Below are 22,146 nucleotides of genomic sequence, written 5' to 3'. Positions count from 1 at the left end.
TAGGAATTAGTACGCCATGAACAGTCAAGTAAACGCCAACGTTGTCCACGAATCCGAAGCCCAGCGCCAACACGCCCGGGTAAAAATCCCGGCCAAGCTGCGTTTTTTCGGCGCCGACCGCACACCCATGGAAGTGCGTGTCATCGACCTGTCCGCCGGCGGCCTGGCCTTCAATGCCGCCCAGCAACCATTGAAAGTCGGTGATGTGCACAAGGCGCGCCTGCAATTTGTGATCGACAACCTGGGCCTGGCGATGGACGTGGAATTGATGGTGCGTTCCCACGACCGCCAGAGTGGCCGCACCGGCTGCCAGTTCCAGAACCTCGACGCCCAGGACATCTCGACCCTGCGCCACCTGATCACCTCGCACTTGTCGGGCGATATCGTGACCATGGGCGACGTGCTGGCAACCCTGCAGCGCGACAACTTCACCAAGGCGCGCAAGATCAAGGACAGCGGCAGTGGCATGAGCGCCTTCGGCCGCCTGCGCGCCGTGACCTTCAGCCTGGCGATTTTCCTGGTGGGCCTGGCAGCCTTCGGGTTCGTGTTCAAGTCGGTGTACGGCATGTACTTCGTCAGCCATGCCCAGGCCGGCCTGGTCAACGTGCCGGGGATGAACGTCACCATGCCCCGCGACGGCACCGTACAAAGCCTGATCAAGGACAACGGCGTTGCCGCCAAAGGCGCGCCACTGGCGACCTTCAGCACCAGCATGCTCGATGTGCTCAAGGGCCATCTGGACGAAGACCAACTGCAACCGGCCAAGGTCGAAGAGCTGTTCGGCAAGCAAATGACCGGCACCCTGACCTCGCCCTGCGACTGCATCGTCGCCCAGCAGTTGGTCGCGGACGGCCAGTACGCCAGCAAAGGTGATGTGATCTTCCAACTGGTGCCGCGCGGCAGCCAGGCGAATGTCGAGGCGCGCTTTTCCTATCGCCAGTTCGCTGATGTGCGCCCTGGCACCCGCGTGAACTTCCAGGTGGCCGATGAGGAACAAGTGCGCAGCGGCACCATCGTCAGCAGCACCAGCCTCAACAGCGCCGACCTGTCTTCCGACATCCGCGTGCAGATCAAGCCCGATACCCCGTTGGACAGCCTCTACGCCGGCCGCCCGGTGGAAGTGACCAGCGACCGTGGCCCGTCCCTGAACTGGCTGATCGATAAAGCCATGGCTGCTGGTTTGTAAGCGAGGACATGCCTGTGAACCCTATTTCAAGAACAACACAATCCCTGTGGGAGCCTAGTCCTGTAGGAGCCGGGCTTGCCCGCGATGCAGGCGACGCGGTGCATCAGACAAACCGCGACGATGCCTTCGCCGGCAAGCCAGCTCCCACAAAAGCGCGCGCCCACATCCGCCCTGTGGCGCTGCTGGCATTGGCGGTCAGCCTGGCCGGTTGCGCCGGCCTGCCCGACCAGCGCCTGGCCAATGAAGCACTCAAGCGTGGCGACACCGCCACCGCCGCGCAGAATTACCAGCAACTGGCAGACCTGGGTTACAGCGAGGCCCAAGTCGGCCTCGCGGATATCCAGGTCGGCAGCCGCGACCCGGCGCAGATCAAGCAGGCCGAAGCCACCTATCGCGCGGCAGCGGATGTATCGCCACGCGCCCAGGCCCGCCTGGGCCGCCTGCTGGTGGCCAAGCCCGGCGCCACCGAGGCCGAACACCATGAAGCCCAAAGCCTGTTGAAAAAAGCCTTTGCCAATGGCGAGGGCAACACTCTGATCCCACTGGCGATGCTGTACCTGCAATACCCTCACGATTTCCCCAGCGTCAACGCGCAGCAGCAGATCGATACCTGGCGCACTGCCGGCTACCCTGAAGCGGGCCTGGCGCAGGTGCTGCTGTATCGCACCCAGGGCACTTACGACCAGCACCTGGATGACGTCGAGAAAATCTGCAAGGCCGCGCTGAACAGTACCGATATCTGCTACGTCGAACTGGCCACCGTCTACCAGAAACGCGGCCAGGCTGAGCAACAGGCCGAACTGCTCAAGCAGATGCAAGCAAACTACAGCCGTGGCACCGTCACCGCCCAGCGGGTCGACAGTGTGGCCCGTGTGCTGGGCGATGCCTCACTGGGCAAGACTGACGAAAAAACCGCCCAGGCCCTGCTGGAGAACATCGCCCCAGGCTACCCTGCATCCTGGGTCAGCCTCGCGCAGTTGCTCTACGACTTCCCGGAACTGGGCGACGTCGAGCAGATGATGAAGTATCTGGACAACGGCCGTGCCGCCGACCAACCCCGCGCCGAATTGTTGCTGGGCAAGCTGTACTACGAAGGCAAGTGGGTGCCGGCCGATGCCAAGGCCGCGCAAGCGCACTTCCAGAAAGCCCAGGGCCAGGAAGTGGCTGCCGATTACTACCTCGGCCAGATCTACCGCCGTGGCTACCTCGGCCAGGTCTACCCGCAAAAAGCCCTGGATCACTTGCTGACTGCAGCGCGCAACGGCCAGAACAGCGCCGACTTCGCCATCGCCCAGCTGTTTTCCCAAGGCAAGGGCACTCAGCCCGATCCGCTGAACGCCTATGTGTTCAGCCAACTGGCCAAGATCCAGGACACCCCGCAGGCCAATGAGCTGGCCGCGCAACTTGAACAACAACTGCCGCCCGCCCAGCGCGCCGAGGGCCAGCGCCTGCTGCAACAAGAGCTGGCCGCCCGTGGCGCCCTGAGCCAAAGCACGCTGCAACTGCACGCCCTGCAAGAAGACGGCGAGGAATCCCTATGAAACTCAATCCATTCGTCAAGGCCGGTATTGGCCTGACCTTCGCCCTGCTGTGGTCGTGTCCGACCCTGGCCGCGCTGACCGAAGACAAGAACTTCGGCCTGGAAGTGAAAGTCACCGGTCAGTCCGAAGATGACCGCGACCTGGGCACCCAGCGTGGCGGCGACGTCAACGGTATCGGCCTGGATGTACGCCCGTGGATCTATGGCGAAAGCGGTGCCTGGAGCGCCTACGCCATGGGCCAGGCAGTAGCGTCCAGCGACATCATCGAGACCGATACCCTGCAACAGTCCGATGGCGACACTACCGAGCAGTCGAGCAACAACGATCGCAAGACCAAGAAGAACTACCTGGCCCTGCGCGAGTTCTGGGTCGGCTACAGCGGTTTCACGCCCTACCCTGGCGAGATCCTCAAGCTCGGCCGCCAACGCCTGCGCAATAACGATGGGCAGTGGCGCGACACCAATATCGAAGCGCTGAACTGGACCTTCGACACCACCCTGCTCAAAGCCAATGTCGGCGTTGCCGAACGCTTCAGCGAGTACCGCACCGACCTCAAGGAACTGTCTCCCGAAGACAAGGACCGCCAGCACTTGTATGCCGATGCAGCCTACCAGTGGACTCCCGGCCATTGGGTCGGCCTGCGCGGGCATCACACCCACGACGACGGCAAGCTCGACTACCCACAACCGGGCGTGGCCGCCGACCCACTGGACAAGCGCCAGAACGGCGACCTGACCTGGCTCGGTATTGAGGCCAACAGCGACGCCTATAACTGGCGCAACACCAATACCGTCAACTACTGGGCCAGCGTCACCGGCATGCAGGGCGACCGCAGCAGCGTCAACGCGCTGAACGCCGACGGCACACGCCCAGCCAACGCCAAGCGCAACCAGGATGTAGACGGCTGGGCCACTGACCTCGGCGTGCGCCTGCGCCTCGACCCGCAGTGGCAAGTGGGCGCGGCCTATGCCCGCGCCAGCGCCGACTACGAGCAGAACGGCCTGCAAAGCAACCGTTCGAACTTCACCGGCACGCAATCGCGGGTGCATCGTTTTGGCGAGGCGTTTCGCGGCGAGATGAACAATATGCAGTCCATGAGCCTGTTTGGTTCCTGGCAATTGCGCGACGACTACGACGCCAGCCTGGTCTACCACAAGTTCTGGCGCGTGGACGGCAACAAGCCAGTGGGCAGCAATGGCATCGATGCGGTACAGAACAACTACGACGACGTCACCGGCGCCGTGTTGTCCAGCGCCTCCCTGCCGCTGGTAGACGGCAACAAGGACCTTGGCCAGGAGATGGACCTGGTGGTCACCAAATACTTCAAGAAAGGCCTGCTGCCCGCAGCCCTCAGCCAGTCGATCGACGAACCGTCGGCCCTGGTGCGCTTTCGTGGCGGCGTGTTCAAACCGGGCGATGCCTATGGCAAGCAAGTCGACTCGTACATGCACCGCGCCTTTGTCGACGTAGTCTGGCGCTTCTGATGGGAGCCTGCGCAATGAATCCTCACGCCCTCAAAGGCTCGGCCCTGCTCGCTGCGGCAATGCTGCTGGCGTGCGCCCCGGCCTTTGCCAATGTCGAGCCGCAGGTCAAGGCGCCCACCATCGCCAAGGAACTGCAACAGGCCAAGACCTACACCATCACCAGCCCGCCGACCGCGCCGCTGGAGATGCCCAAGCCGGCGCTGCCAGACCTGTCGGGCTACACCGCCGAGGCCGTGGCGCAGAAGATCGTACGCAGCAAGGCCGGCAAGGTCAGCATCCGTCGGATGATGCAGGAGAACGCCCTCAAGGACTTCATCGGCGGCGACAACAAGATGGCCGAATGGGTGGTGCGCCAGCACGGCATCCCCCAGGCGATCTTTATCGACGACGGCTACATGAACCTCAAGGACCTGCTCAAGAAGGTGCCCAAGCAATACCTGAGCGAAACCTCGCCCGGGGTATTCCTGGCCAAGCTACCGATTGTGGTCGGCGAAAAGGGCATCCTCGAAATCGATAAACAGACCCAGGAGTTGCGCCTGTCCCAGGAGGCCGGCTCGTTCCTGGTCAACGATGGCCAGCTGTTTGTGCGCGATACCAAGATCACCGGCTGGCGTGAGAAGACCAATGGCCCGGCGACCTTCCGCTCGCCCAAGGAATTCCGCCCGTTCCTGCTGGCCTGGGGCGGTACCCAGACCTATATCGTCAACAGCAAGATGGCCAGCTTCGGCTACGCCAACAGCAAGTCCTACGGCGTGAGTATTTCCCAGTACACGCCGAACATGGCCAAGGTGCTCAAGCGCCCGGAACCCACCGGCTGGATTGTCGATTCCGAGTTCTCGGACATGTGGTACGGCTTCTACTGCTACGAGACCACCGGGTTTGTGATCAAGGGCAGCACCTACAAAGACAATATCGTCTACGGCATCGACCCCCACGACCGTTCCCACGGCCTGATCATTGCCGACAACACCGTGTACGGCACCAAGAAAAAGCACGGCATCATTATTTCCCGTGAGGTCAACGACAGCTTCATCTTCAACAACCGCAGCTACGACAACAAGCTCTCGGGCCTGGTGATCGACCGTAACAGCGTGAACAACCTGATCGCCGATAACGAGATTTACCGCAACCACACCGACGGCATCACCCTCTATGAGAGCGGCGACAACCTGTTGTGGGGCAACCGCGTGATCAGCAACCGCCGCCATGGGATCCGCGTGCGCAACAGCGTGAATATCCGCCTCTACGAAAACGTCGCCATGGCCAACGGCCTGACCGGCGTCTACGGGCACATCAAGGACTTGACCGACACCGACCGCGACATCGCCCTCGACCCGTTCGACGCCCAGGTCTCGCTGATCGTCGTCGGCGGTGAGCTGGCGGCCAACGGCAGCGGGCCGTTGTCCATCGACTCGCCGCTGAGCATTGAGCTGTTTCGCGTATCGATGCTCGCACCCACCAAATCCAGCGGCATCAGCTTCTCGGGGATTCTTGGCGAGCGCCAGGATGAAATTCTCGACCTGCTGGTGCGCCAGCGCAAAGCCGTGCTGATCGACCCTGTCGAACGCCAGACCCCATTGCAGGACTGAGGATGACCTTTATGCACCCACACATGATCAAACTGCTCAGCCTCTCGGGTTTGACCCTTGGCATCCTGGCCGCCAGCCATAGCGTGCGCGCCGATCAAGCACCGGCCCCAAACTTCACTGCCGAGCCGTGCTGCAACCTGTGCCCCGCGGCGCACGACGCAAAGAACTACACCACTCGCTACCAGCAAAACTTCACCACCCTGGTACAGGCCCAGGGCGACTGGCTGTTCCGGACCCAGGAAGACCTGCGTACCGAATTCGACACCACCCCGGCCGGCTACAAGCGCATGCAACAGTTGCACGATGCGTTCAAGAGCAAGGGCGTGGAATTGGTGGTGGTCTACCAGCCGACCCGTGGCCTGGTGAACCGCAACAAGCTCAACCCGGCGGAAAAAGCGCGCTTTGATTTCGATAAGGCGCTGGGCAACTACAAGTCCATGCTCGGGCGTTTTGCCAAGATGGGCTACGTGGTGCCGGACCTGTCGCCGCTGACCAATGAACAGTTACCGGACGAACTGCCGGCCCATGATTTCTACTTCCGTGGCGACCAGCACTGGACCCCGTATGGCGCCCAGCGCACCGCAAAAATCGTCGGTGCCAAGGTGCGCGCCATGCCCGAATTCGCCGGGATCCCCCAGCGCGAATTCGAGACCAAGAAATCCGGACGCATGGGCAAGACCGGCACCCTGCACAACATGGCCGGGCAGTTATGCGGCACCAGCTACGCGATCCAGTACATGGACCAGTTCAGCACCGAGCCCAAGGGCGAAGCGGCGGACGGCGACCTGTTCGGCGACTCCGGCAACCCGCAGATCACGCTGGTGGGCACCAGCCACAGCGGCAAGAACTACAACTTCGCCGGTTTCCTGGAACAGGAAATCGGTGCCGACATCCTCAACGTCGCCTTCCCCGGCGGTGGCCTGGAAGGTTCGATGATCCAGTACCTGGGCAGCGAAGAGTTCCAGAAAAGCCCGCCGAAGATCCTGATCTGGGAGTTCTCGCCGCTGTATCGCCTGGACCAGGAAACCACTTATCGCCAGATGATGGCCCTGCTCGACAACGGCTGCGAAGGCAAGCCGGCGCAAATGAGCGCCAGCACCACGCTCAAGCCGGGCAAGAACGAGTTGATGGTCAACAGCAAGAACATGGACCTGCGCAACAGCCGCCATCAGGTTGATATTCGCTTCGCCGATCCCTCGGTGAAAACCCTGCAAGCCACCCTCTGGTACATGAACGGGCGCCACGAGGACATCAAGATCGACAAGCCCGAAACATCCGAGACAGACGGGCGTTTCGCCTTTGAACTGCGCACCGATGAAGACTGGGCCTCGCAGAACCTGCTGGCCGTGGAAGTCCAGGGCCCCGAAGCGGGTGCTGCCGCGCAAAAAGTCGAAGCGAAAATTTGCACACGCAACGTGTTCCCAAGCGGCGGTCAGCAGACCGCCCAACTTGGGCAATGAGGTTACCTATGCAAAAGTTACTGATTCCAACGCTGCTGGGCCTGGCGATGTTTGCAGGTCAAGTCAACGCCGCCGCACCGCTGCGGCCGCCCCAGGGTTACTTCGCGCCGATTGAAGCGTTCAAGACCGGCGACTTCAAGAATGACTGCGACGCGATGCCCACGCCCTACACCGGGGCCCTGCAGTTTCGCAGCAAATACGAGGGCTCCGATAAGGCCCGTTCGACCCTGAACGTACAGTCGGAAAAAGCCTTTCGCGACAGCACCGCCGATATCACCAAACTGGAGAAAGACACCAGCAAGCGGGTGATGCAGTTCATGCGCGACGGTCGCCCGGAGCAATTGCAATGCACCCTGAACTGGCTGGTGAGCTGGGCCAAGGCCGATGCGTTGATGTCCAAGGACTTCAACCACACCGGCAAGTCCATGCGCAAATGGGCGTTGGGCAGCATGGCCTCGGCGTATGTGCGCCTGAAGTTTTCCGAGTCGCAACCGCTGGCCAAACACCCGCAGGAATCACAGTTGATCGAAGCCTGGTTCAACAGACTGGCCGAGCAAGTGGTCAGCGACTGGGACAACCTGCCCCTGGAAAAAACCAACAACCACTCGTACTGGGCCGCCTGGTCGGTGATGGCCACGTCCGTCGCCACCAACCGTCGCGATCTGTTTGATTGGGCGATCAAGGAATACAAGGTCGGCGTCAATCAGGTCGATGCCCAGGGCTACCTGCCCAACGAACTGAAGCGTCAGCAACGGGCCTTGGCCTATCACAACTATGCGTTGCCGCCACTGGCGATGATCGCCAGCTTTGCCCTGGTCAACGGCGTGGATGTGCGCGGTGAAAACAACGGCGCGCTCAAGCGCCTGGGGGACAAGGTGCTCGCAGGCGCCAAAGATCCGGACATATTCGAACAGAAAAACGGCAAGGAGCAGGACATGAAGGATCTGGAGCAGGACTCGAAATTCGCCTGGCTCGAACCGTTCTGCACCCTCTACACCTGCGCCCCGGATGTGATCGAACGCAAGCACGACATGCAACCGTTCAAGACCTTCCGCCTGGGCGGCGACCTGACCAAGGTCTACGACCCGGCGCACGACAAAGGCAACAAAGGTTCCTGACCGTACTCGGTCCAAATGTGGGAGCGGGCTTGCTCGCGAAAGCGGTGTGGCATTCAACACAGTAGGCGACTGTTACAGCGTCTTCGCGAGCAAGCCCGCTCCCACATTTTGAGTCGGTTTCGACAGTGAAAAAGTAGTACAGCCCTCCCCGGTTTTTCGTGGGGGGTTTGGGGGGGCCGTTGGCCCTTGACTGTTGGTTAAACATGGAGAGATCGGGATGGTTTTCTCGTCCAATGTGTTCCTGTTTCTGTTCTTGCCGATCTTCCTCGGCTTGTACTATTTGAGCGGGCAACGCTATCGCAATCTGCTGCTGCTGATTGCCAGCTACGTGTTCTACGCCTGGTGGCGAGTGGACTTCCTGGCGCTGTTCGCCGCCGTGACCCTGTGGAACTACTGGATCGGCCTCAAGGTCGGTGCGGCAGGCGTGCGCACCAAGCCGGCGCAGCGCTGGCTGCTGCTCGGGGTGGCGGTCGACCTGTGCATCCTTGGCTACTTCAAGTACGCCAACTTCGGCGTCGACAGCATCAACCTGATGATGAAATCGGCGGGCCTGGAACCGTTTATCCTGACCCACGTACTGTTGCCGATCGGGATCTCGTTCTACATCTTCGAGTCCATCAGCTACATCATCGACGTGTACCGCGGCGACACTCCGGCGACCCGCAACCTCATCGATTTTGCGGCGTTCGTGGCGATCTTCCCGCACCTGATCGCCGGCCCCGTGCTGCGCTTTCGCGACCTGGCCGACCAGTTCAACAACCGCACCCACACCCTGGATAAATTCTCCGAGGGCTGCACGCGATTCATGCAGGGCTTTATCAAGAAGGTGTTTATCGCCGACACCCTGGCGGTGGTGGCCGACCATTGCTTCGCCCTGCAAAACCCCACCACCGGCGATGCCTGGCTCGGCGCGCTGGCGTATACCGCGCAGCTGTACTTCGACTTCTCCGGCTACAGCGACATGGCCATCGGCCTGGGCTTGATGATGGGTTTCCGTTTCATGGAAAACTTCAAGCAGCCGTACATCAGCCAGTCGATCACTGAGTTCTGGCGGCGCTGGCATATCAGCCTGTCCACCTGGCTGCGCGACTACCTGTACATCACCCTGGGCGGCAACCGCAAAGGCACGCTGACCACCTACCGCAACCTGTTCCTGACCATGCTGCTCGGTGGCCTGTGGCATGGCGCGAACATCACCTACATCGTCTGGGGCGCCTGGCACGGCATGTGGCTGGCGATTGAAAAAGCCATCGGCCTCGACACCTCGCCACGCACGTTCAACCCGCTGCGGTGGGCCTTCACCTTCCTGCTGGTGGTGACCGGCTGGGTCATTTTCCGCGCGGAAAACCTGCAGGTGGCCGGGCGCATGTACGGCGCGATGTTCAGTTTCAACGAGTGGTCGCTGTCGGAACTCAACCGCGCCAGCCTCACCGGCCTGCAAGTGGCAACCCTGGTGGTGGCCTACGCCACCCTGGCGTTCTTTGGCCTGCGCGACTTCTATCGCGATCATCCGGCGGCGCCCCGCGTCGCCCAGGCAGTGCCGGGCTACGCCATGCGGGCCTGTGTGTTGCTGCTGTTCGCGGCATCGATTCTCAAACTGTCGGCGCAGAGTTTCTCGCCGTTCCTTTACTTCCAATTCTGAGGGAGCCGACATGACCCGTTCATTACGCGTGCTCTATATCGCCCTGTTCCTGAGCATGCTGCTGGTGCTGGGACTTTGGTCGATGCGCAGTTTCTTCGGTCTCAGCACCCACGCCGATGCCACCGTGCTCAACGGTCGCTGGGCCAAGGCCGTCGAGACCCATTACGACGACGAGTTCCCGATCAAGCGCCTGGGTACCAACCTCTGGGCGGCGCTGGACTACAAGCTGTTCAACGAAGGCCGTCCCGGCGTGGTGCTGGGCCGCGATCACTGGCTGTATAGCGACGAGGAGTTCAACCCCGCCGTCAACCAGGCGCAGAACCTGCAAGACAACTACGCCCTGGTCGAAGGCGTGCGCCAGACCCTCAAGGCCAAGGGCGTGCAATTGGTGATGGCGATTGTCCCGGCCAAGGTGCGCCTGTACCCCGAGCACCTGGGAGAAGTGCAACCGGCGAGTATTCATGCCGGGCTCTACCAGGATTTCCACGCCCGGGTTGCCGCTGACAAGATCATCGCCCCCGACCTGCTGGGCCCGTTGCAACAGGCCAAGCTCCATGGCCAGCAAGTGTTCCTGCGCACCGACACACACTGGACCCCGGATGGCGCCGAAGTTGCGGCCAAGCAACTGGCCAGGGTGATCAACGCCAAGACCCTGCTCAGCGGCGAGCCCCAGCGTTTTGTCACCGACGCCGAGAGCATCACCCCGCACAGCGGTGACTTGCGCTTGTTCCTGCCCCTGGACCCGCTGTTCGAAAACCTGATGCCGCCCAAAGAGCCCCTGCAAAAACGCGTGACTCACGCGGTGCAAACCCAGGCAGCAGGCGATGACGCCCTGTTCGCCGACAGCGAAATGCCGGTGGCGTTGGTAGGCACCAGCTACAGCGCCAACCCCAACTGGAACTTCGTCGGCGCCCTCAAGCAAGCCCTGGGCAGTGAAGTGGTGAGCTACGCCGAAGACGGTCACGGCCCGATCCTGCCGATGCTCAGCTACCTGAAAAGCGACGACTTCAAGAACAGCCCACCACAAGTGCTGATCTGGGAGTTTCCGGAACGCTATCTGCCTGTGAACAACGAAATCGGCGACGCCGACCCCCAGTGGGTTGCGCAACTCAAACAAGCCGGTACCCGCCAACAGAACATGGCACTCAACACTCCCGTTAAAACCCAGAAATCCGAGACGCCCGACCGGGCGCAAAACTGAAAGAGAGGTAACTCACATGACTTTCACTACTACTCCGCGTCGTCTCGCCAAGACCCTGGCCCTGGCCGCCGGTATGAGCTTCGTATCGATGTCCGCCTTCGCCGGCGATGCCGCCCTCTACGGCCCGGTAGCGCCGAAAGGTTCGAGCTTCGTGCGCCTGTTCAACGCCAGCAACCAGGAAGTCAGCGCCACGGTCGGCAACACCGCCTTGAGCGACGTCGCCCCGCTGGCCAGCAGTGACTTCAGCTTCCTGCCGGGCGGCGACTACAGCGCCAAGGTCGGTAGCCAGAACGTCACGGTCAAGCTGGCCGCCGATCACTACTACACCCTGGTCAACAGTGGCAGCGGCCAGCCGCAACTGATCGAAGAGCCACCGTTCAAGAACAAGCAGAAATCCCTGGTGCGCGTGCAGAACCTCAGCGACAAGGCCCTGACCCTGAAGACCGCCGACGGCAAGACCGACGTGGTCAAGGCCGTGGCCGCCAAGGGCCGTGGCGAGCGCGAAATCAACCCGGTGAAGGTCAGCCTGGCGCTGTACGACGGCGACAAGAAAGTCGGCGACGTGAAGCCGGTGGCGCTGGAGCGTGGTGAGGCGGCGGTGCTGTATGTCACCGGTTCCGGTTCGAGCCTGTCGCCAGTGTGGGTCAAGCGCCCCGTGTCGACCCGCTAATTATTTCCTGAACTGACGGCTACCCACTGTAGGAGCGAGCTTGCTCGCGAAAATCGCCAACGATAACGCGAGCAATCTGAATGAACGCGGTGTCTGGAAGTGCTTCGCGAGCAAGCTCGCTCCTACAGGGGATCAAGGCGTCAATTCAGACCGAGACAAAAACAAGAGTGAAACGACTGAATTTCGTTGCTCTAACCCATACAGATTCAAGGAGAAACCCATGATCCCAGTAATCCTTTCCGGTGGTAGCGGCTCACGTCTTTGGCCGCTTTCGCGTAAACAGTTCCCTAAACAGTTCCTGGCCCTGACCGGCGAGCACACGCTGTTCCAGCAAACCCTGGAGCGCCTGGTATTCGAAGGCATGGACAGCCCGATCGTGGTCTGCAACAAGGAGCACCGTTTCATCGTCAACGAGCAGTTGAGCGCACGCAAGCTGGAGAGCCAGCGCATCCTGATGGAACCGTTTGGCCGCAACACCGCGCCGGCCGTGGCCCTGACCGCGATGATGCTGGTCAATGAAGGCCGTGACGAACTGATGCTGGTCCTGCCCGCCGACCACGTACTGGACGACCAGAAAGCCCTGCAACGCGCCCTGGCCCTGGCCACCGTGGCCGCCGAGCGTGGCGAGATGGTGCTGTTCGGCGTGCCCGCCACCCGCCCGGAAACCGGCTACGGCTATATCAAGTCCACCAACGACTCACTGCTGCCCGAAGGCGTCAGCCGCGTGCAGCAGTTTGTGGAAAAACCCGATGAAAAGCGCGCCGTGGAGTTCGTCAAAAGCGGTGGTTACTTCTGGAACAGCGGCATGTTCCTGTTCCGCGCCAGCCGCTTCCTCGAAGAGCTGAAAAAGCACGACCCGGACATCTACGACACCTGCGTACTGACCCTGGAGCGCAGCGAACATACCGCCGATACCGTGACCTTCGACGAAGCCACCTTCGCCTGCTGCCCGGATAATTCCATCGACTACGCGGTGATGGAAAAAACCCAGCGCGCCTGCGTGGTCCCGCTCAGCGCCGGCTGGAGCGACGTGGGCTGCTGGGCCTCGCTGTGGGCGGTCAATGACAAGGACGCCAACGGCAACGTGACCAAAGGCGACGTGGTGATCCAGGACAGCAAGAACTGCATGATCCACGGCAACGGCAAACTGGTGTCGGTGATCGGCCTGGAAAACATCGTGGTGGTGGAAACCAAGGACGCGATGATGATTGCCCACAAGGACAAGGTCCAGGGCGTCAAACAGATGGTCAACACCCTCAACGAACAGGGGCGCAGCGAGACCCAGAACCACTGCGAGGTCTATCGCCCGTGGGGCTCCTACGACTCGGTGGACATGGGCGGGCGGTTCCAGGTCAAGCACATCTCGGTCAAGCCGGGCGCGTGCCTGTCACTGCAGATGCACCACCACCGCGCCGAACACTGGATCGTGGTCAGTGGTACCGCCGAGGTGACCTGCGACGATAACGTGTTCCTGCTCTGCGAGAACCAGTCCACCTACATCCCGATTGCCTCGGTGCATCGCCTGCGCAACCCGGGCAAGATCCCGTTGGAGATTATTGAAGTGCAGTCGGGCAGTTATCTGGGCGAGGATGATATCGAGCGGTTTGAGGATATCTACGGTCGGTCGACCCCGATTGAGCGTGGCGTGTCGGTGAAAACCATCGCGCAGTAACCACGCCGTACAAAAAGCCCCCGTCCAGCTCACTGCGTCCCCTATCCGCAGGGGGTTGGGCGGGGGCTTTTTCTTTGAGGCTTTGGGTGATGCTGAGGGCCCTTTCGCGAGCAAGCCCGCTCCCACACTTACCGAGTCCATCCTTGAAATGCGGTCAACCTGTGGGAGCGGGCTTGCTCGCGAAGGCGTCAGCCCAGCCAACACACCTCTTAAGGTAGCCAATCCCACCTACGCTTCAGTTAGGATGTTCGTTCCTTATTCGAGGTGGTCTCCATGTTCTTCGGCGTTCTACTGATCATCACCTGGCTGATCCTGCTGCTGCGCTATCCCGCCAAGGCCTTGCCAGTATCCCTCGCAGCTGCCGTGGGCCTGGGCTTCGTGGCGATGTGGGTGGTCTGGCTGGACAACCGCGAAGCCGCGCAACTGGCGCGCCTGGAACTACGCATCAGCTACGCCCCCGAGCAATGCCCTGCCGATCGCCCCTTGCAGCTCAAACTCAACAATGGCAACGATGTGCCCCTGACCGAATTGCGCTGGCGCGTCGCCGCCTACGCGCCGGGCGATACGGTCAACCTGGCCGACAACGTCTATGCTGCCCCGCGCTATCGCGGCCCCGGCGAGTTGCAGGCCGGCGCTACCTGGGAAGATTGCCTGCCGATGCCGCCACTGCGTCCCGGCTATCGCCCACAAACCCTGGAGTTTCGTGCCGAACGCCTGCAAGGCAGTTTCTCCGACTAATACCCACAAAGGATTGATCCATGCCCAACGTGCTTATCACCGGTTGCTCCAGCGGCATCGGCCGCGCCCTGGCCGATGCCTTCAAGGCTGCCGGCTATGACGTGTGGGCCAGCGCCCGCCGCCCCGAAGACGTCGCGACCCTGGCGGCAGCCGGCTTCAAGGCCGTGCAACTGGATGTCAACGATGGGGCGGCGCTGGCGCAACTGGCCGGGCAAGTGGGCGAGGTGGATGTACTGATCAACAACGCCGGCTACGGCGCCATGGGCCCGCTGCTCGATGGCGGTACCGAGGCGATGCAGCGCCAATTCGAGACCAATGTGTTCTCCATCGTCGGCGTGACCCAGGCGCTGTTTCCAGCCTTGCGCACGCGCAAGGGGTTGGTGGTGAATATCGGCAGTGTTTCCGGAGTGCTGGTCACCCCGTTTGCCGGTGCCTACTGCGCCTCCAAAGCCGCCGTCCATGCCCTGAGCGATGCCCTGCGCATGGAGCTGGCGCCGTTTGGCGTGCGGGTCATGGAAGTGCAGCCGGGGGCGATCAACACCCGTTTTGCCAAGAACGCCGGCACCCAGGCCGAATTGCTGATCAACGAACAATCGCCATGGTGGCCGTTGCGCGAAAGCATCCGTGCGCGCTCCCAGGCCTCTCAGGACAAACCCACACCGGCCAGCGCGTTCGCGGCAGATGTGCTCAAGGCCGTGCAACAACCAGAACCACCGCGCCTGCTGCGCTCGGGCAATGGCAGCCGGGCGTTGCCGTTGATGGCGGCACTGTTGCCCAAGGGGTTGCTGGAGAAGGTGTTGAAGAAGCGGTTTGGCTTGGCTGGGGTTTTGTAGGTTTATTCAGGGACCGAGGCGCCTGTATCGCGAGCAAGCCCGCTCCCACACTTACCGAATACATCCTTGAAATGCGGTCAACCTGTGGGAGCGGGCTTGCTCGCGATGGCGTCCCAACCAGCAACCGCCCCCTCCTTCATGAAATCAATAAACGCCCGCACCTTGAGCGGCAAATGCCGCGTGTCCGGGTACAGTGCATACACCCCCTGGGGTACGAAGCGATAATCCGGCAACAGGCGTACCAATCGCCCCGTGTCCAGATCCTCCTGTACCAGCCACTGCGGCAGGATTGCCACGCCATGGCCACGCACGGCAAATGCCTGGAGCACGGCGGCACTGTCAACCATAAGCGCACAGGGACCAGAGCGATATTGATGCTCGCCACCTGCCGGGTCGATCACACTCAACTCGGTCAATCGGCCGTGCCCCAGCTTGGGCAGTTGTTCAAGTTCATCCAGCGTATGGGCGGTACCAAAACCAGGCGCCGCAACCGCGAATATCTGGTAAGTGGATAACTGCACCGCACGATGATTGGAATCCAGCAGCCGCCCCAACCGAATCGCCACATCAAAGCGCTCGGAGATCAGATCGGCATGGGTGGAGGATGTGGATAAGTGGACATTCAGATCCGGGTGCAGACGTCGAAAGGCTTCCACTGCTGGGGCAACCACCGCCAACGCATATTCCACGGTGGTGGTGATGCGCAGCGTGCCCTTGAGCTGGGCGTGTTCAGAGCGGGCTTCTTCCACCGCCAACTGCGCTTCTTCGAGCATGCGTGTACAGCGCAGGTAAAACCGCTCGCCGGCATCGGTCAACGCCAATTGCCGGGTGTTGCGCGTCAGCAGGGTGACACCGAGTTCAGCCTCCAGGCGCTTGAGATTGAAGCTGACTACGGCGCGGGTCTGCCCCAGTCTATCGGCCGCGGCAGTCAGCGAACCGGCCTCCACCACCGTCTTGAACGTCTCGAAACGATCCAGGCTGACCATGGGCCACGCCTCCATTTGTCAAAATATTTTTGACAAACTAACAGCCAAACCAGCGTTCCCCAAGCATCCGCAGCACTCTACCCTGCCAGGATTGAATGCAGGAACGCCCTGATGACCTACCGCTCGAAAGTCGCCTGGATCTTTTTACTGGGTTTTACCCTCGACCTGGTGAACATGTTTGTCGCCACCATTGCCTACCCGGATATCGCCCGCGAACTGCAGGCTTCGGTCACGCAATTGGCGTGGGTCAGCAATGCCTACATGCTCGGCCTGACTGCGATCATTCCCATGAGTGTGTGGCTGGCCGCCATGCTGGGGGAAAGAAACCTGATTGCCGTCAGCCTGCTGCTGTTCGCCGCAGCCTCGGTGATGGTCGGGCAGGCGAGTTCGATTGAAGCGCTGATCGGTTGGCGCGGCCTGCAAGGGTTGGGGGGTGGCTTACTGATCCCGGTGGGCCAGGCAATGGCCTACCGGCACTTTCCCCCAGCAGAACGCAGCCAACTCACCGCCAGGGTGATGTCCGTCGCGTTACTGGTACCAGCATTGTCCCCAGCGCTGGGCGGGGTGATCGTCGACAGTGTGTCGTGGCGCTGGATCTTCTACGCCAACCTGCCGCTGGCGCTGCTGACCTTACTGCTGGCGCTGCTGTGGATAAAACCCGACCAACCAACAAATGTTCGCCCTGTGCTTGAGCTGGGGGGGATTTTCACCTCCCTGAGCAGCCCGCTGTTACGGGTGGCGATGCTGGTCTATCTGTTTATTCCCGGGGTCTTTATCGGCACCAGCCTGATTGCCATCCTCTATCTGCGCGGCCTTGGATACGACGCGACACGCACCGGGGCCCTGATGCTGCCATGGGCAGTGGCGTCGGCCCTGGCCATTTTCCTCAGCAAAAAATTGTTCAACCGCTGTGGGCCCAAGCCATTGCTGCTGGCGGGCATGGTGCTGCAATGCAGCGGTATTGTGCTGCTGAACACCGCCGAACCTGTGCTGATCATTCTTGCCTACGCCTCAATGGGCCTGGGCGGCAGCCTGTGCAGCAGCACCGCACAGACCCTGGCGTTTCTCGATGTTCCCGTCGAACGCATGGGCCATGCCAGCGCGCTGTGGAATATCAATCGGCAAGTCAGCTTCTGCCTGGGTGCCGCAGCGCTCAGCGCACTGTTGTCGGCCTTGGATTCCTTCAGCATAACCTTCACGATAGCGGCAGCCCTGACACTGCTGCCACTCTTCGCAGTGCTGCACCTGGATGCTTCCAGAGTCCGCACGCTGCTTCACCCAGCCAGCGAGCCGCAACGATGATTGACTACAGTGATTTTTTTGAAGAAGTGATCCAGACCCACATAGAAATCGAGCAATGGTTTGCCGGCGTGGCACCCGAAGGCACCCTGCAGAACCTGCTTGCGCGCTTCTCCCCCGAATTCAGCATGATCGCCCCCGCCACCGGCGCACGGGTCAATGCCGCCGGGGTCAATGCCCTGTTCACTCGCCTGGGCGGCATGCGGCCCGGATTGAAAATCACCTTGAGTGAAATGGCAGGCATTGACCGGCATGCACGCGGGGCCACGGTGACCTACCGCGAACGCCAGATCGATGACAGCGGTACACAAACAGACCGCCGTGCCACCGTAGTATTCGAGAAACAAGCCAGTGGCGCGCTGCTGTGGCGCCATCTGCACGAGACCTATATCCAGGGCCAATAACGCCTCCTGTAGGAGCTGGCTTGCCAGCGAAAAACGTCAACGCTGACACGGAGCACCAGGTACCCCGCGTTGCTCTCAGGTTCTTCGCCGGCAAGCCGGCTCCTACAGCAATCCGCGAACTAGCTGACATCATTAACGGTAACCAATCTTCAGGCTCTTTCACCTCTTGTCCAAGGAAAGGTGAAAGGATGCTCAAGGACTTTCTCAGCAGCGGCGTGCCCAATGCCCACATAACAACTCGTCAACGACTAACCAGCCTACTGGACCTGCCCAGGCTCTATCGAACCATTGACGCCGATCCTGCCATCGTCGGGGCTGGCGTAGTGCATATCAGCAGTGATTATCGGGTGACGGTGCTGCGACTGAAAAACCCTCGCCATCCTCGCGAAATAATCCGGTTGAAGCAGTTGGCCGGAACTCTTCCTAAACGCTACAGCAATGCCCAATTACGCCGAGACATTCTCACTCAGATAGCAGATCAGATAGGGGCCGCGATAGCCGTCACAGGTAGCAGCATCTCTGGAAATATTAACCACATCGTCATCGCGCTTTATGAGGAGTTCAGTAGCCATGACCAATAACGCCAATACGGTATGCAAGCCGCGAACATTGCGTGGTTACACCCAACGCTTTGCTTTCACGGTGGGTACTGCAACATCAATGAACTTAGTGAGCATCTCGGGCAACCTGTCACATAGCCTCTCTTATTACGCCCGAATAAACTATCTCTCTAGCGACTATGCTGTGATGGCAAGCCTGATACTGGTATTGGCAATGTGTATCGGATTAGCCTTGGTGGCGCTAGGGTTTCGTTTGGGCCCTCCACTACTTGCATGTGTCGCGGCTCTGAATGTTCTGCTTTCGGCGGACTACTTGGGCAACCACCCGGTCACTCTGTTTGCGCTATTTCCTCTGCTGCAATCTCTGCTCTGCCTGGTCATCCTCAATACAAGAAACCACCGCCGCTGCACCAGCATGCTGAGGGTCAAGCGTCGGCGTAAAATCAGGGCTAACGCGTCAATCTCTTAGTCAACCGCAAAAAATCTGTGACCAAACCAGATCCCACACTTTTAGTGTTGTGTCTGGTTCACGATCACCGTGCACGTGATACCAGCCGCCAGCAGCACGCCTTCCGGCACTTCATCGATATGAATGCGCACCGGCACACGCTGGGCCAGGCGCACCCAGTTGAAGGTCGGGTTCACGTCGGCGATCAGTTCGCGGCTTTCAGGGTTGTCACGGTCGTAGATGCCGCGCGAGATGCTTTCCACATGGCCCTTGAGGGTTTCGCCGCTCATCAGTTGCATGTCGGCTTTATCCCCCACTTTTACATGGGGCAGCTTGGTTTCTTCGAAGAAGCCATAGACCCAGAACGAGTTCATATCGACGACTGCCATCTTCGCCTCGCCGATGCGCGCGTAATCGCCGCGATGTACGTTGAGGTTGGTGACATAACCATCGACGGCCGCCACCACGTGCGTGCGTTTCAAATTCAGCTCCGCCGCTTCCAGTTGCGCCTGGGCATGCTGGTAGTCGGCCAGGGCCGAGTCGGCGATGTTGCTGGCGTCGTCGCGGTTTTCCTTGGAGATCACCAGGGCGTCAAGGTCAGCGCGGCGGTGCGCATTGACCTTGCGCATCTCCCAGGTGGCCTTGCGTGACGCCACCAGTGATTGCGCCTGTTTCACCGCAATGCGGTAGTGCTCGGGGTCGATCTGCATCAGCAGGTCGCCCTTTTTCACCAACTGGTTGTCGCGCACCGGCACGTCAACCACCTCGCCAGTGACGTCGGCAGCGACGTTGATGATGTCGGCGCGCACCCGGCCATCACGGGTCCACGGGGTCTGCATGTAATGCACCCACAGCGTACGGCCAATCCAGATCGCCAGGGCCAAGACCAGCAATGTCGCAAGCAGGCTGAAAAACTTTTTCATCAGGGCATTCTCAACGGTAGACGGTCAGCGCCATGGCGCCGAACAGGCAAACAAATAGGCTCAGGCGCAGCAACGCCGGGTGCCAGAAAAAACGGTACACGTCATAACCCGCCAGGAAACGGTCCAGGGCCCAGGCCAGCCCCGCGGCAATGAAAAACATCAGGGTCATGGTTGGCATGTAGATGCCGTGGAACGCGATTTCACGAGGCATGGGCGACTCCGGAAGGCTTCAGGGCAGCCAGGGGCGATTGCGGGTCCAGCAGGGACGTGCGGATAAAGTGCAGGTAGCTTTTCACCCGGCGCAGGGCCGAGGTGTCGAAGTGCGGGGCGAAGGGTTCGTCAGTGGCTTGCACGCGGCTGATCGCGTGATCCACCGCGATCAAGGCGCGCTCAAGATTGCTCTGGCCGGGTTGCAGGAACAGCCGCACCAGCGAGCGCCCCATCACCCGGATGGCCTGGCGCCAGGGCTGGGATTCGGCATACGCCGGATGCACCGGCAGGATCGCCTGTTCCTTGCGCAACTCAATAATGGCGTGGCCGACTTCCAGCACCACGAACATCCAGCGCAACAGGTTGCGCTGCACCTGCGGTTGCCCGGCGGCCAGGCCATAGGCCTGGTGCAGCAGGTCGCGGGTGCGGCTTTCGAAACTTGACGCCAGGCCCTTGAGCTTGCCGCTGATCGCGTACACCACTTGCTCGCGCAGGTCGCGCTCCAGGCGGCGCCACAGCCAGGGGCTGTTGGGCGGCAGGATGATCGCGCCCGCCGCCGCACACACCAACATGCCGAGGATCATCGCGATGTAATCGTTGATAAAGGTGTAGGGGTTGTAGATCGTCAGGTTATCCGGCACGGAACCGGTGCTGAAAAAAATCAACAGGCCCAGGCCGACCCCGGCGTATTGCGGCCGCGACGACAGGAACGCACCCAGCACGATCACTGGGGCGAGCATCACGCAGAGCAAGGGAAAACCATCGATCCAGGGGAACACGAAGAACATTTCGACAAACCCCACCACCGCGCCGATCAAGGTGCCGCAGGCCATCTGAAAGGCCATGCGCTTGGGGTTCGGCGTAGCGGCCGACAGGCCCACGGTGGCCGCCGCGATCAGGGTCATGGTGGCGCCGCTGGGCCAGGCGGTGGCCACCCAGTAACTGCCGAGGACGATCAGAATGAATGACGCGCGAATCCCCGAGGCGGCGCAGGCCAGCCAGTTGGTTTTGGGGGTGTAGGCTTCATCCCAGTGCTCGCGCTCGTGGCTGTGTTCGGCCAGGGAGGCGTGGGTCTGCGCATAGTTGTGCAAGTCATCGACAAAGCGGTACAGCAACTCGTAGGCGGTATGGAAATCCAGTTGCTCGGCGTCGCTTGGCCCGCTCTCCTGAAACAGCGCCCGCAGGCTGCGCACCTTGGCGGGCAGGCCCTCTTTATAAGCCGTGAGTTGGCTCACCAGCCGTGCCGCATCGGGGCTGGTCAAGGCTCGTCCGCTGAAGCCATCAAGCAGCTCGGCAAGGTCCTGCAAACCGGGTTTGATGGCCGCTACCACATGGTCGGCAGCGTCGCTGCGCAGGCGTTCGAGCAACTGGTGCAGGGCATTGAAGCGCGTGGTGATGCCCATGAACTCGCTGTTCAAACGACTCAGGCGGCCGTTGCGCCGGCGCATGTGCGGGTCCTCGAACACGGTGACGCTGCGCAGCCCTTCCAGGCCCACGGCTTCGGCGATAAAGCGCACATTGCTGCTTTCAAAACCCTCGCGCTGGCTGCGGCCACGCAGGCCATCGGTGACAAACAGGGCGAAGGTGCCGAAGCGCTGGTACAAGGCGTTGCGCATGGCCGCGCTGCTGGTTTGCGGAAGGATTGCGGCACTGACCAGGGTCGCGCAGAGAATCCCCAGGGAGATCTCCAGCACCCGCCATACCGCCGCCATAAATGCGCCGTCCGGGTGGGCCAGCGCAGGCAAACCCACCATTGCCGCCGTGTAACCGGCCAGCACAAATCCGTAGGCGCGAAAGTTACGGTTGCGCGTCGCACCCGCCGTGCACAGGCCAACCCAGATCGCCAGCGAGCCAAGGAACAGCTCAGTGTTTTGCGCAAACAAGGCGATCAACAACACCATCACCGCAGAGCCTGCGAGGGTGCCGAGAAAGCGATAGAAACTCTTGGCGAACACCTGGCCGCTTTGCGGCTGCATCACGATAAACACGGTAATCATCGCGGTGCGCGGTTGTGGCAGTTCCAGGCGCATCGCCAGCCACAGGGTGAGAAACGCGGCGATCAGTACTTTGAAGATATACACCCAGGTCACGCCATCACTGCGTGCCCAGTCGAAAAAGCCACGGCGCCATTCCAGGGAATGCAGCCAACGCAGCGGTGCAGGCAAGGGAGTCATGGGAAACC

General features: G+C 61.2%; 20 protein-coding genes. 16 read left to right on the top strand and 4 right to left on the bottom strand.

From position 1 onward, the window contains the following. Positions 1-16 precede the first annotated feature (16 nt). From FJD34_RS04580 to FJD34_RS04525, 12 genes are all read left to right on the top strand, one after another. Entirely contained in the window at positions 17-1,186 is a 1,170-nt protein-coding gene (locus FJD34_RS04580) for an alginate biosynthesis protein Alg44 (RefSeq protein ID WP_090291970.1), read from the top strand. 98 nt (positions 1,187-1,284) lie between these two features. Then, positions 1,285-2,727, top strand: a complete 1,443-nt coding sequence (gene algK, locus FJD34_RS04575; protein ID WP_223232727.1) for an alginate biosynthesis TPR repeat lipoprotein AlgK — start codon at positions 1,285-1,287, stop codon at positions 2,725-2,727. After that, entirely contained in the window at positions 2,724-4,211 is a 1,488-nt protein-coding gene (locus FJD34_RS04570; RefSeq protein WP_090291972.1) for an alginate export family protein, read from the top strand. The genes algK and FJD34_RS04570 overlap by 4 nt, the downstream gene beginning before the upstream one ends. Next, a complete protein-coding gene (gene algG, locus FJD34_RS04565) occupies positions 4,211-5,800 on the top strand; it encodes a mannuronan 5-epimerase AlgG (protein WP_032860009.1) in 1,590 nt (529 codons plus the stop codon). Before FJD34_RS04570 ends, algG begins: the two co-directional genes overlap by 1 nt. A gap of 11 nt (positions 5,801-5,811) precedes the next feature. Beyond that, positions 5,812-7,260: an alginate O-acetyltransferase gene (locus FJD34_RS04560; RefSeq protein WP_090293205.1), complete on the top strand. Its 1,449-nt coding sequence runs from the start codon at positions 5,812-5,814 to the stop codon at positions 7,258-7,260. An 8-nt stretch (positions 7,261-7,268) separates the two neighbouring features. Continuing rightward, on the top strand, positions 7,269-8,378 hold the full coding sequence (locus tag FJD34_RS04555) for a mannuronate-specific alginate lyase (RefSeq protein WP_090291974.1): 1,110 nt from the start codon (positions 7,269-7,271) through the stop codon (positions 8,376-8,378). A gap of 217 nt (positions 8,379-8,595) precedes the next feature. Beyond that, on the top strand, positions 8,596-10,020 hold the full coding sequence (locus tag FJD34_RS04550; RefSeq protein WP_032860011.1) for an MBOAT family O-acyltransferase: 1,425 nt from the start codon (positions 8,596-8,598) through the stop codon (positions 10,018-10,020). Positions 10,021-10,030: 10 nt separating this feature from the next. Then, on the top strand, positions 10,031-11,221 hold the full coding sequence (locus FJD34_RS04545; RefSeq protein ID WP_090291976.1) for an alginate O-acetyltransferase: 1,191 nt from the start codon (positions 10,031-10,033) through the stop codon (positions 11,219-11,221). A gap of 16 nt (positions 11,222-11,237) precedes the next feature. Further along, the gene (locus tag FJD34_RS04540; protein ID WP_032860013.1) at positions 11,238-11,891 is read left to right on the top strand and encodes an alginate O-acetyltransferase AlgF; all 654 of its coding nucleotides are present in this window, start codon (positions 11,238-11,240) and stop codon (positions 11,889-11,891) included. 220 nt (positions 11,892-12,111) lie between these two features. Then, on the top strand, positions 12,112-13,563 hold the full coding sequence (locus FJD34_RS04535) for a mannose-1-phosphate guanylyltransferase/mannose-6-phosphate isomerase (RefSeq protein WP_032860014.1): 1,452 nt from the start codon (positions 12,112-12,114) through the stop codon (positions 13,561-13,563). Positions 13,564-13,836: 273 nt separating this feature from the next. Beyond that, the gene (locus FJD34_RS04530) at positions 13,837-14,301 is read left to right on the top strand and encodes a multidrug transporter (protein WP_090291978.1); all 465 of its coding nucleotides are present in this window, start codon (positions 13,837-13,839) and stop codon (positions 14,299-14,301) included. 20 nt (positions 14,302-14,321) lie between these two features. Continuing rightward, complete coding sequence (locus FJD34_RS04525; RefSeq protein ID WP_032860016.1) at positions 14,322-15,134, top strand: SDR family oxidoreductase; 813 nt, start codon at positions 14,322-14,324, stop codon at positions 15,132-15,134. Between the two features lie 77 nt (positions 15,135-15,211). On the opposite strand, the gene FJD34_RS04520 is transcribed toward FJD34_RS04525, so the two are convergent. After that, on the bottom strand, positions 15,212-16,120 hold the full coding sequence (locus FJD34_RS04520; RefSeq protein WP_050593342.1) for a LysR family transcriptional regulator: 909 nt from the start codon (positions 16,118-16,120) through the stop codon (positions 15,212-15,214). Positions 16,121-16,231: 111 nt separating this feature from the next. Between FJD34_RS04520 and FJD34_RS04515 the strand changes: the two genes are divergently transcribed. From FJD34_RS04515 to FJD34_RS04500, 4 genes are read left to right on the top strand one after another with little or no spacing between them, the layout of a single operon-like run. Further along, positions 16,232-17,422, top strand: a complete 1,191-nt coding sequence (locus tag FJD34_RS04515; RefSeq protein ID WP_090291980.1) for an MFS transporter — start codon at positions 16,232-16,234, stop codon at positions 17,420-17,422. After that, positions 17,419-17,823, top strand: coding sequence for a hypothetical protein (locus tag FJD34_RS04510; protein ID WP_032860018.1), 405 nt, complete (start codon positions 17,419-17,421; stop codon positions 17,821-17,823). The genes FJD34_RS04515 and FJD34_RS04510 overlap by 4 nt, the downstream gene beginning before the upstream one ends. Before the next feature lie 20 nt (positions 17,824-17,843). Then, a complete protein-coding gene (locus FJD34_RS04505) occupies positions 17,844-18,404 on the top strand; it encodes a hypothetical protein (protein ID WP_223232726.1) in 561 nt (186 codons plus the stop codon). Further along, complete coding sequence (locus FJD34_RS04500; protein WP_223232725.1) at positions 18,394-18,852, top strand: hypothetical protein; 459 nt, start codon at positions 18,394-18,396, stop codon at positions 18,850-18,852. The genes FJD34_RS04505 and FJD34_RS04500 overlap by 11 nt, the downstream gene beginning before the upstream one ends. A 41-nt stretch (positions 18,853-18,893) precedes the next feature. Here FJD34_RS04500 and FJD34_RS04495 read toward each other — a convergent pair whose 3' ends face one another. Genes FJD34_RS04495 through FJD34_RS04485 form a run of 3 tightly spaced genes read right to left on the bottom strand, consistent with a single transcriptional unit; the run spans position 18,894 to position 22,138 of the window. Further along, positions 18,894-19,754 (bottom strand): efflux RND transporter periplasmic adaptor subunit, encoded by an 861-nt coding sequence (locus FJD34_RS04495; RefSeq protein ID WP_090291985.1) that lies wholly within the window; start codon positions 19,752-19,754, stop codon positions 18,894-18,896. Between the two features lie 10 nt (positions 19,755-19,764). Further along, positions 19,765-19,965 carry a DUF1656 domain-containing protein gene (locus tag FJD34_RS04490; protein ID WP_090291987.1) on the bottom strand — a complete coding sequence of 67 codons (201 nt, stop codon included), beginning with the start codon at positions 19,963-19,965 and terminating at the stop codon, positions 19,765-19,767. After that, the gene (locus FJD34_RS04485) at positions 19,955-22,138 is read right to left on the bottom strand and encodes an FUSC family protein (RefSeq protein ID WP_090291989.1); all 2,184 of its coding nucleotides are present in this window, start codon (positions 22,136-22,138) and stop codon (positions 19,955-19,957) included. Before FJD34_RS04485 ends, FJD34_RS04490 begins: the two co-directional genes overlap by 11 nt. Positions 22,139-22,146 lie beyond the last annotated feature (8 nt).

Origin of the sequence: Pseudomonas brenneri (genome assembly GCF_007858285.1) — a bacterium.
Taxonomy (GTDB): domain Bacteria; phylum Pseudomonadota; class Gammaproteobacteria; order Pseudomonadales; family Pseudomonadaceae; genus Aquipseudomonas; species Aquipseudomonas brenneri.
This window is presented reverse-complemented; position numbering and strand designations above follow the sequence as displayed.

Excerpts from the sequence above, each read along its gene's own strand:
- FJD34_RS04580 (WP_090291970.1), top strand. The coding sequence starts at position 17 with ATGAACAGTCAAGTAAACGCCAACGTTGTCCACGAATCCGAAGCCCAG.
- FJD34_RS04570 (WP_090291972.1), top strand. The coding sequence starts at position 2,724 with ATGAAACTCAATCCATTCGTCAAGGCCGGTATTGGCCTGACCTTCGCC.
- algG (WP_032860009.1), top strand. The coding sequence starts at position 4,211 with ATGGGAGCCTGCGCAATGAATCCTCACGCCCTCAAAGGCTCGGCCCTG.
- FJD34_RS04560 (WP_090293205.1), top strand. The coding sequence starts at position 5,812 with ATGCACCCACACATGATCAAACTGCTCAGCCTCTCGGGTTTGACCCTT.
- FJD34_RS04555 (WP_090291974.1), top strand. The coding sequence starts at position 7,269 with ATGCAAAAGTTACTGATTCCAACGCTGCTGGGCCTGGCGATGTTTGCA.
- FJD34_RS04550 (WP_032860011.1), top strand. The coding sequence starts at position 8,596 with ATGGTTTTCTCGTCCAATGTGTTCCTGTTTCTGTTCTTGCCGATCTTC.
- FJD34_RS04545 (WP_090291976.1), top strand. The coding sequence starts at position 10,031 with ATGACCCGTTCATTACGCGTGCTCTATATCGCCCTGTTCCTGAGCATG.
- FJD34_RS04540 (WP_032860013.1), top strand. The coding sequence starts at position 11,238 with ATGACTTTCACTACTACTCCGCGTCGTCTCGCCAAGACCCTGGCCCTG.
- FJD34_RS04535 (WP_032860014.1), top strand. The coding sequence starts at position 12,112 with ATGATCCCAGTAATCCTTTCCGGTGGTAGCGGCTCACGTCTTTGGCCG.
- FJD34_RS04530 (WP_090291978.1), top strand. The coding sequence starts at position 13,837 with ATGTTCTTCGGCGTTCTACTGATCATCACCTGGCTGATCCTGCTGCTG.
- FJD34_RS04525 (WP_032860016.1), top strand. The coding sequence starts at position 14,322 with ATGCCCAACGTGCTTATCACCGGTTGCTCCAGCGGCATCGGCCGCGCC.
- FJD34_RS04520 (WP_050593342.1), bottom strand. The coding sequence starts at position 16,120 with ATGGTCAGCCTGGATCGTTTCGAGACGTTCAAGACGGTGGTGGAGGCC.
- FJD34_RS04515 (WP_090291980.1), top strand. The coding sequence starts at position 16,232 with ATGACCTACCGCTCGAAAGTCGCCTGGATCTTTTTACTGGGTTTTACC.
- FJD34_RS04510 (WP_032860018.1), top strand. The coding sequence starts at position 17,419 with ATGATTGACTACAGTGATTTTTTTGAAGAAGTGATCCAGACCCACATA.
- FJD34_RS04500 (WP_223232725.1), top strand. The coding sequence starts at position 18,394 with ATGACCAATAACGCCAATACGGTATGCAAGCCGCGAACATTGCGTGGT.
- FJD34_RS04495 (WP_090291985.1), bottom strand. The coding sequence starts at position 19,754 with ATGAAAAAGTTTTTCAGCCTGCTTGCGACATTGCTGGTCTTGGCCCTG.
- FJD34_RS04490 (WP_090291987.1), bottom strand. The coding sequence starts at position 19,965 with ATGCCTCGTGAAATCGCGTTCCACGGCATCTACATGCCAACCATGACC.
- FJD34_RS04485 (WP_090291989.1), bottom strand. The coding sequence starts at position 22,138 with ATGACTCCCTTGCCTGCACCGCTGCGTTGGCTGCATTCCCTGGAATGG.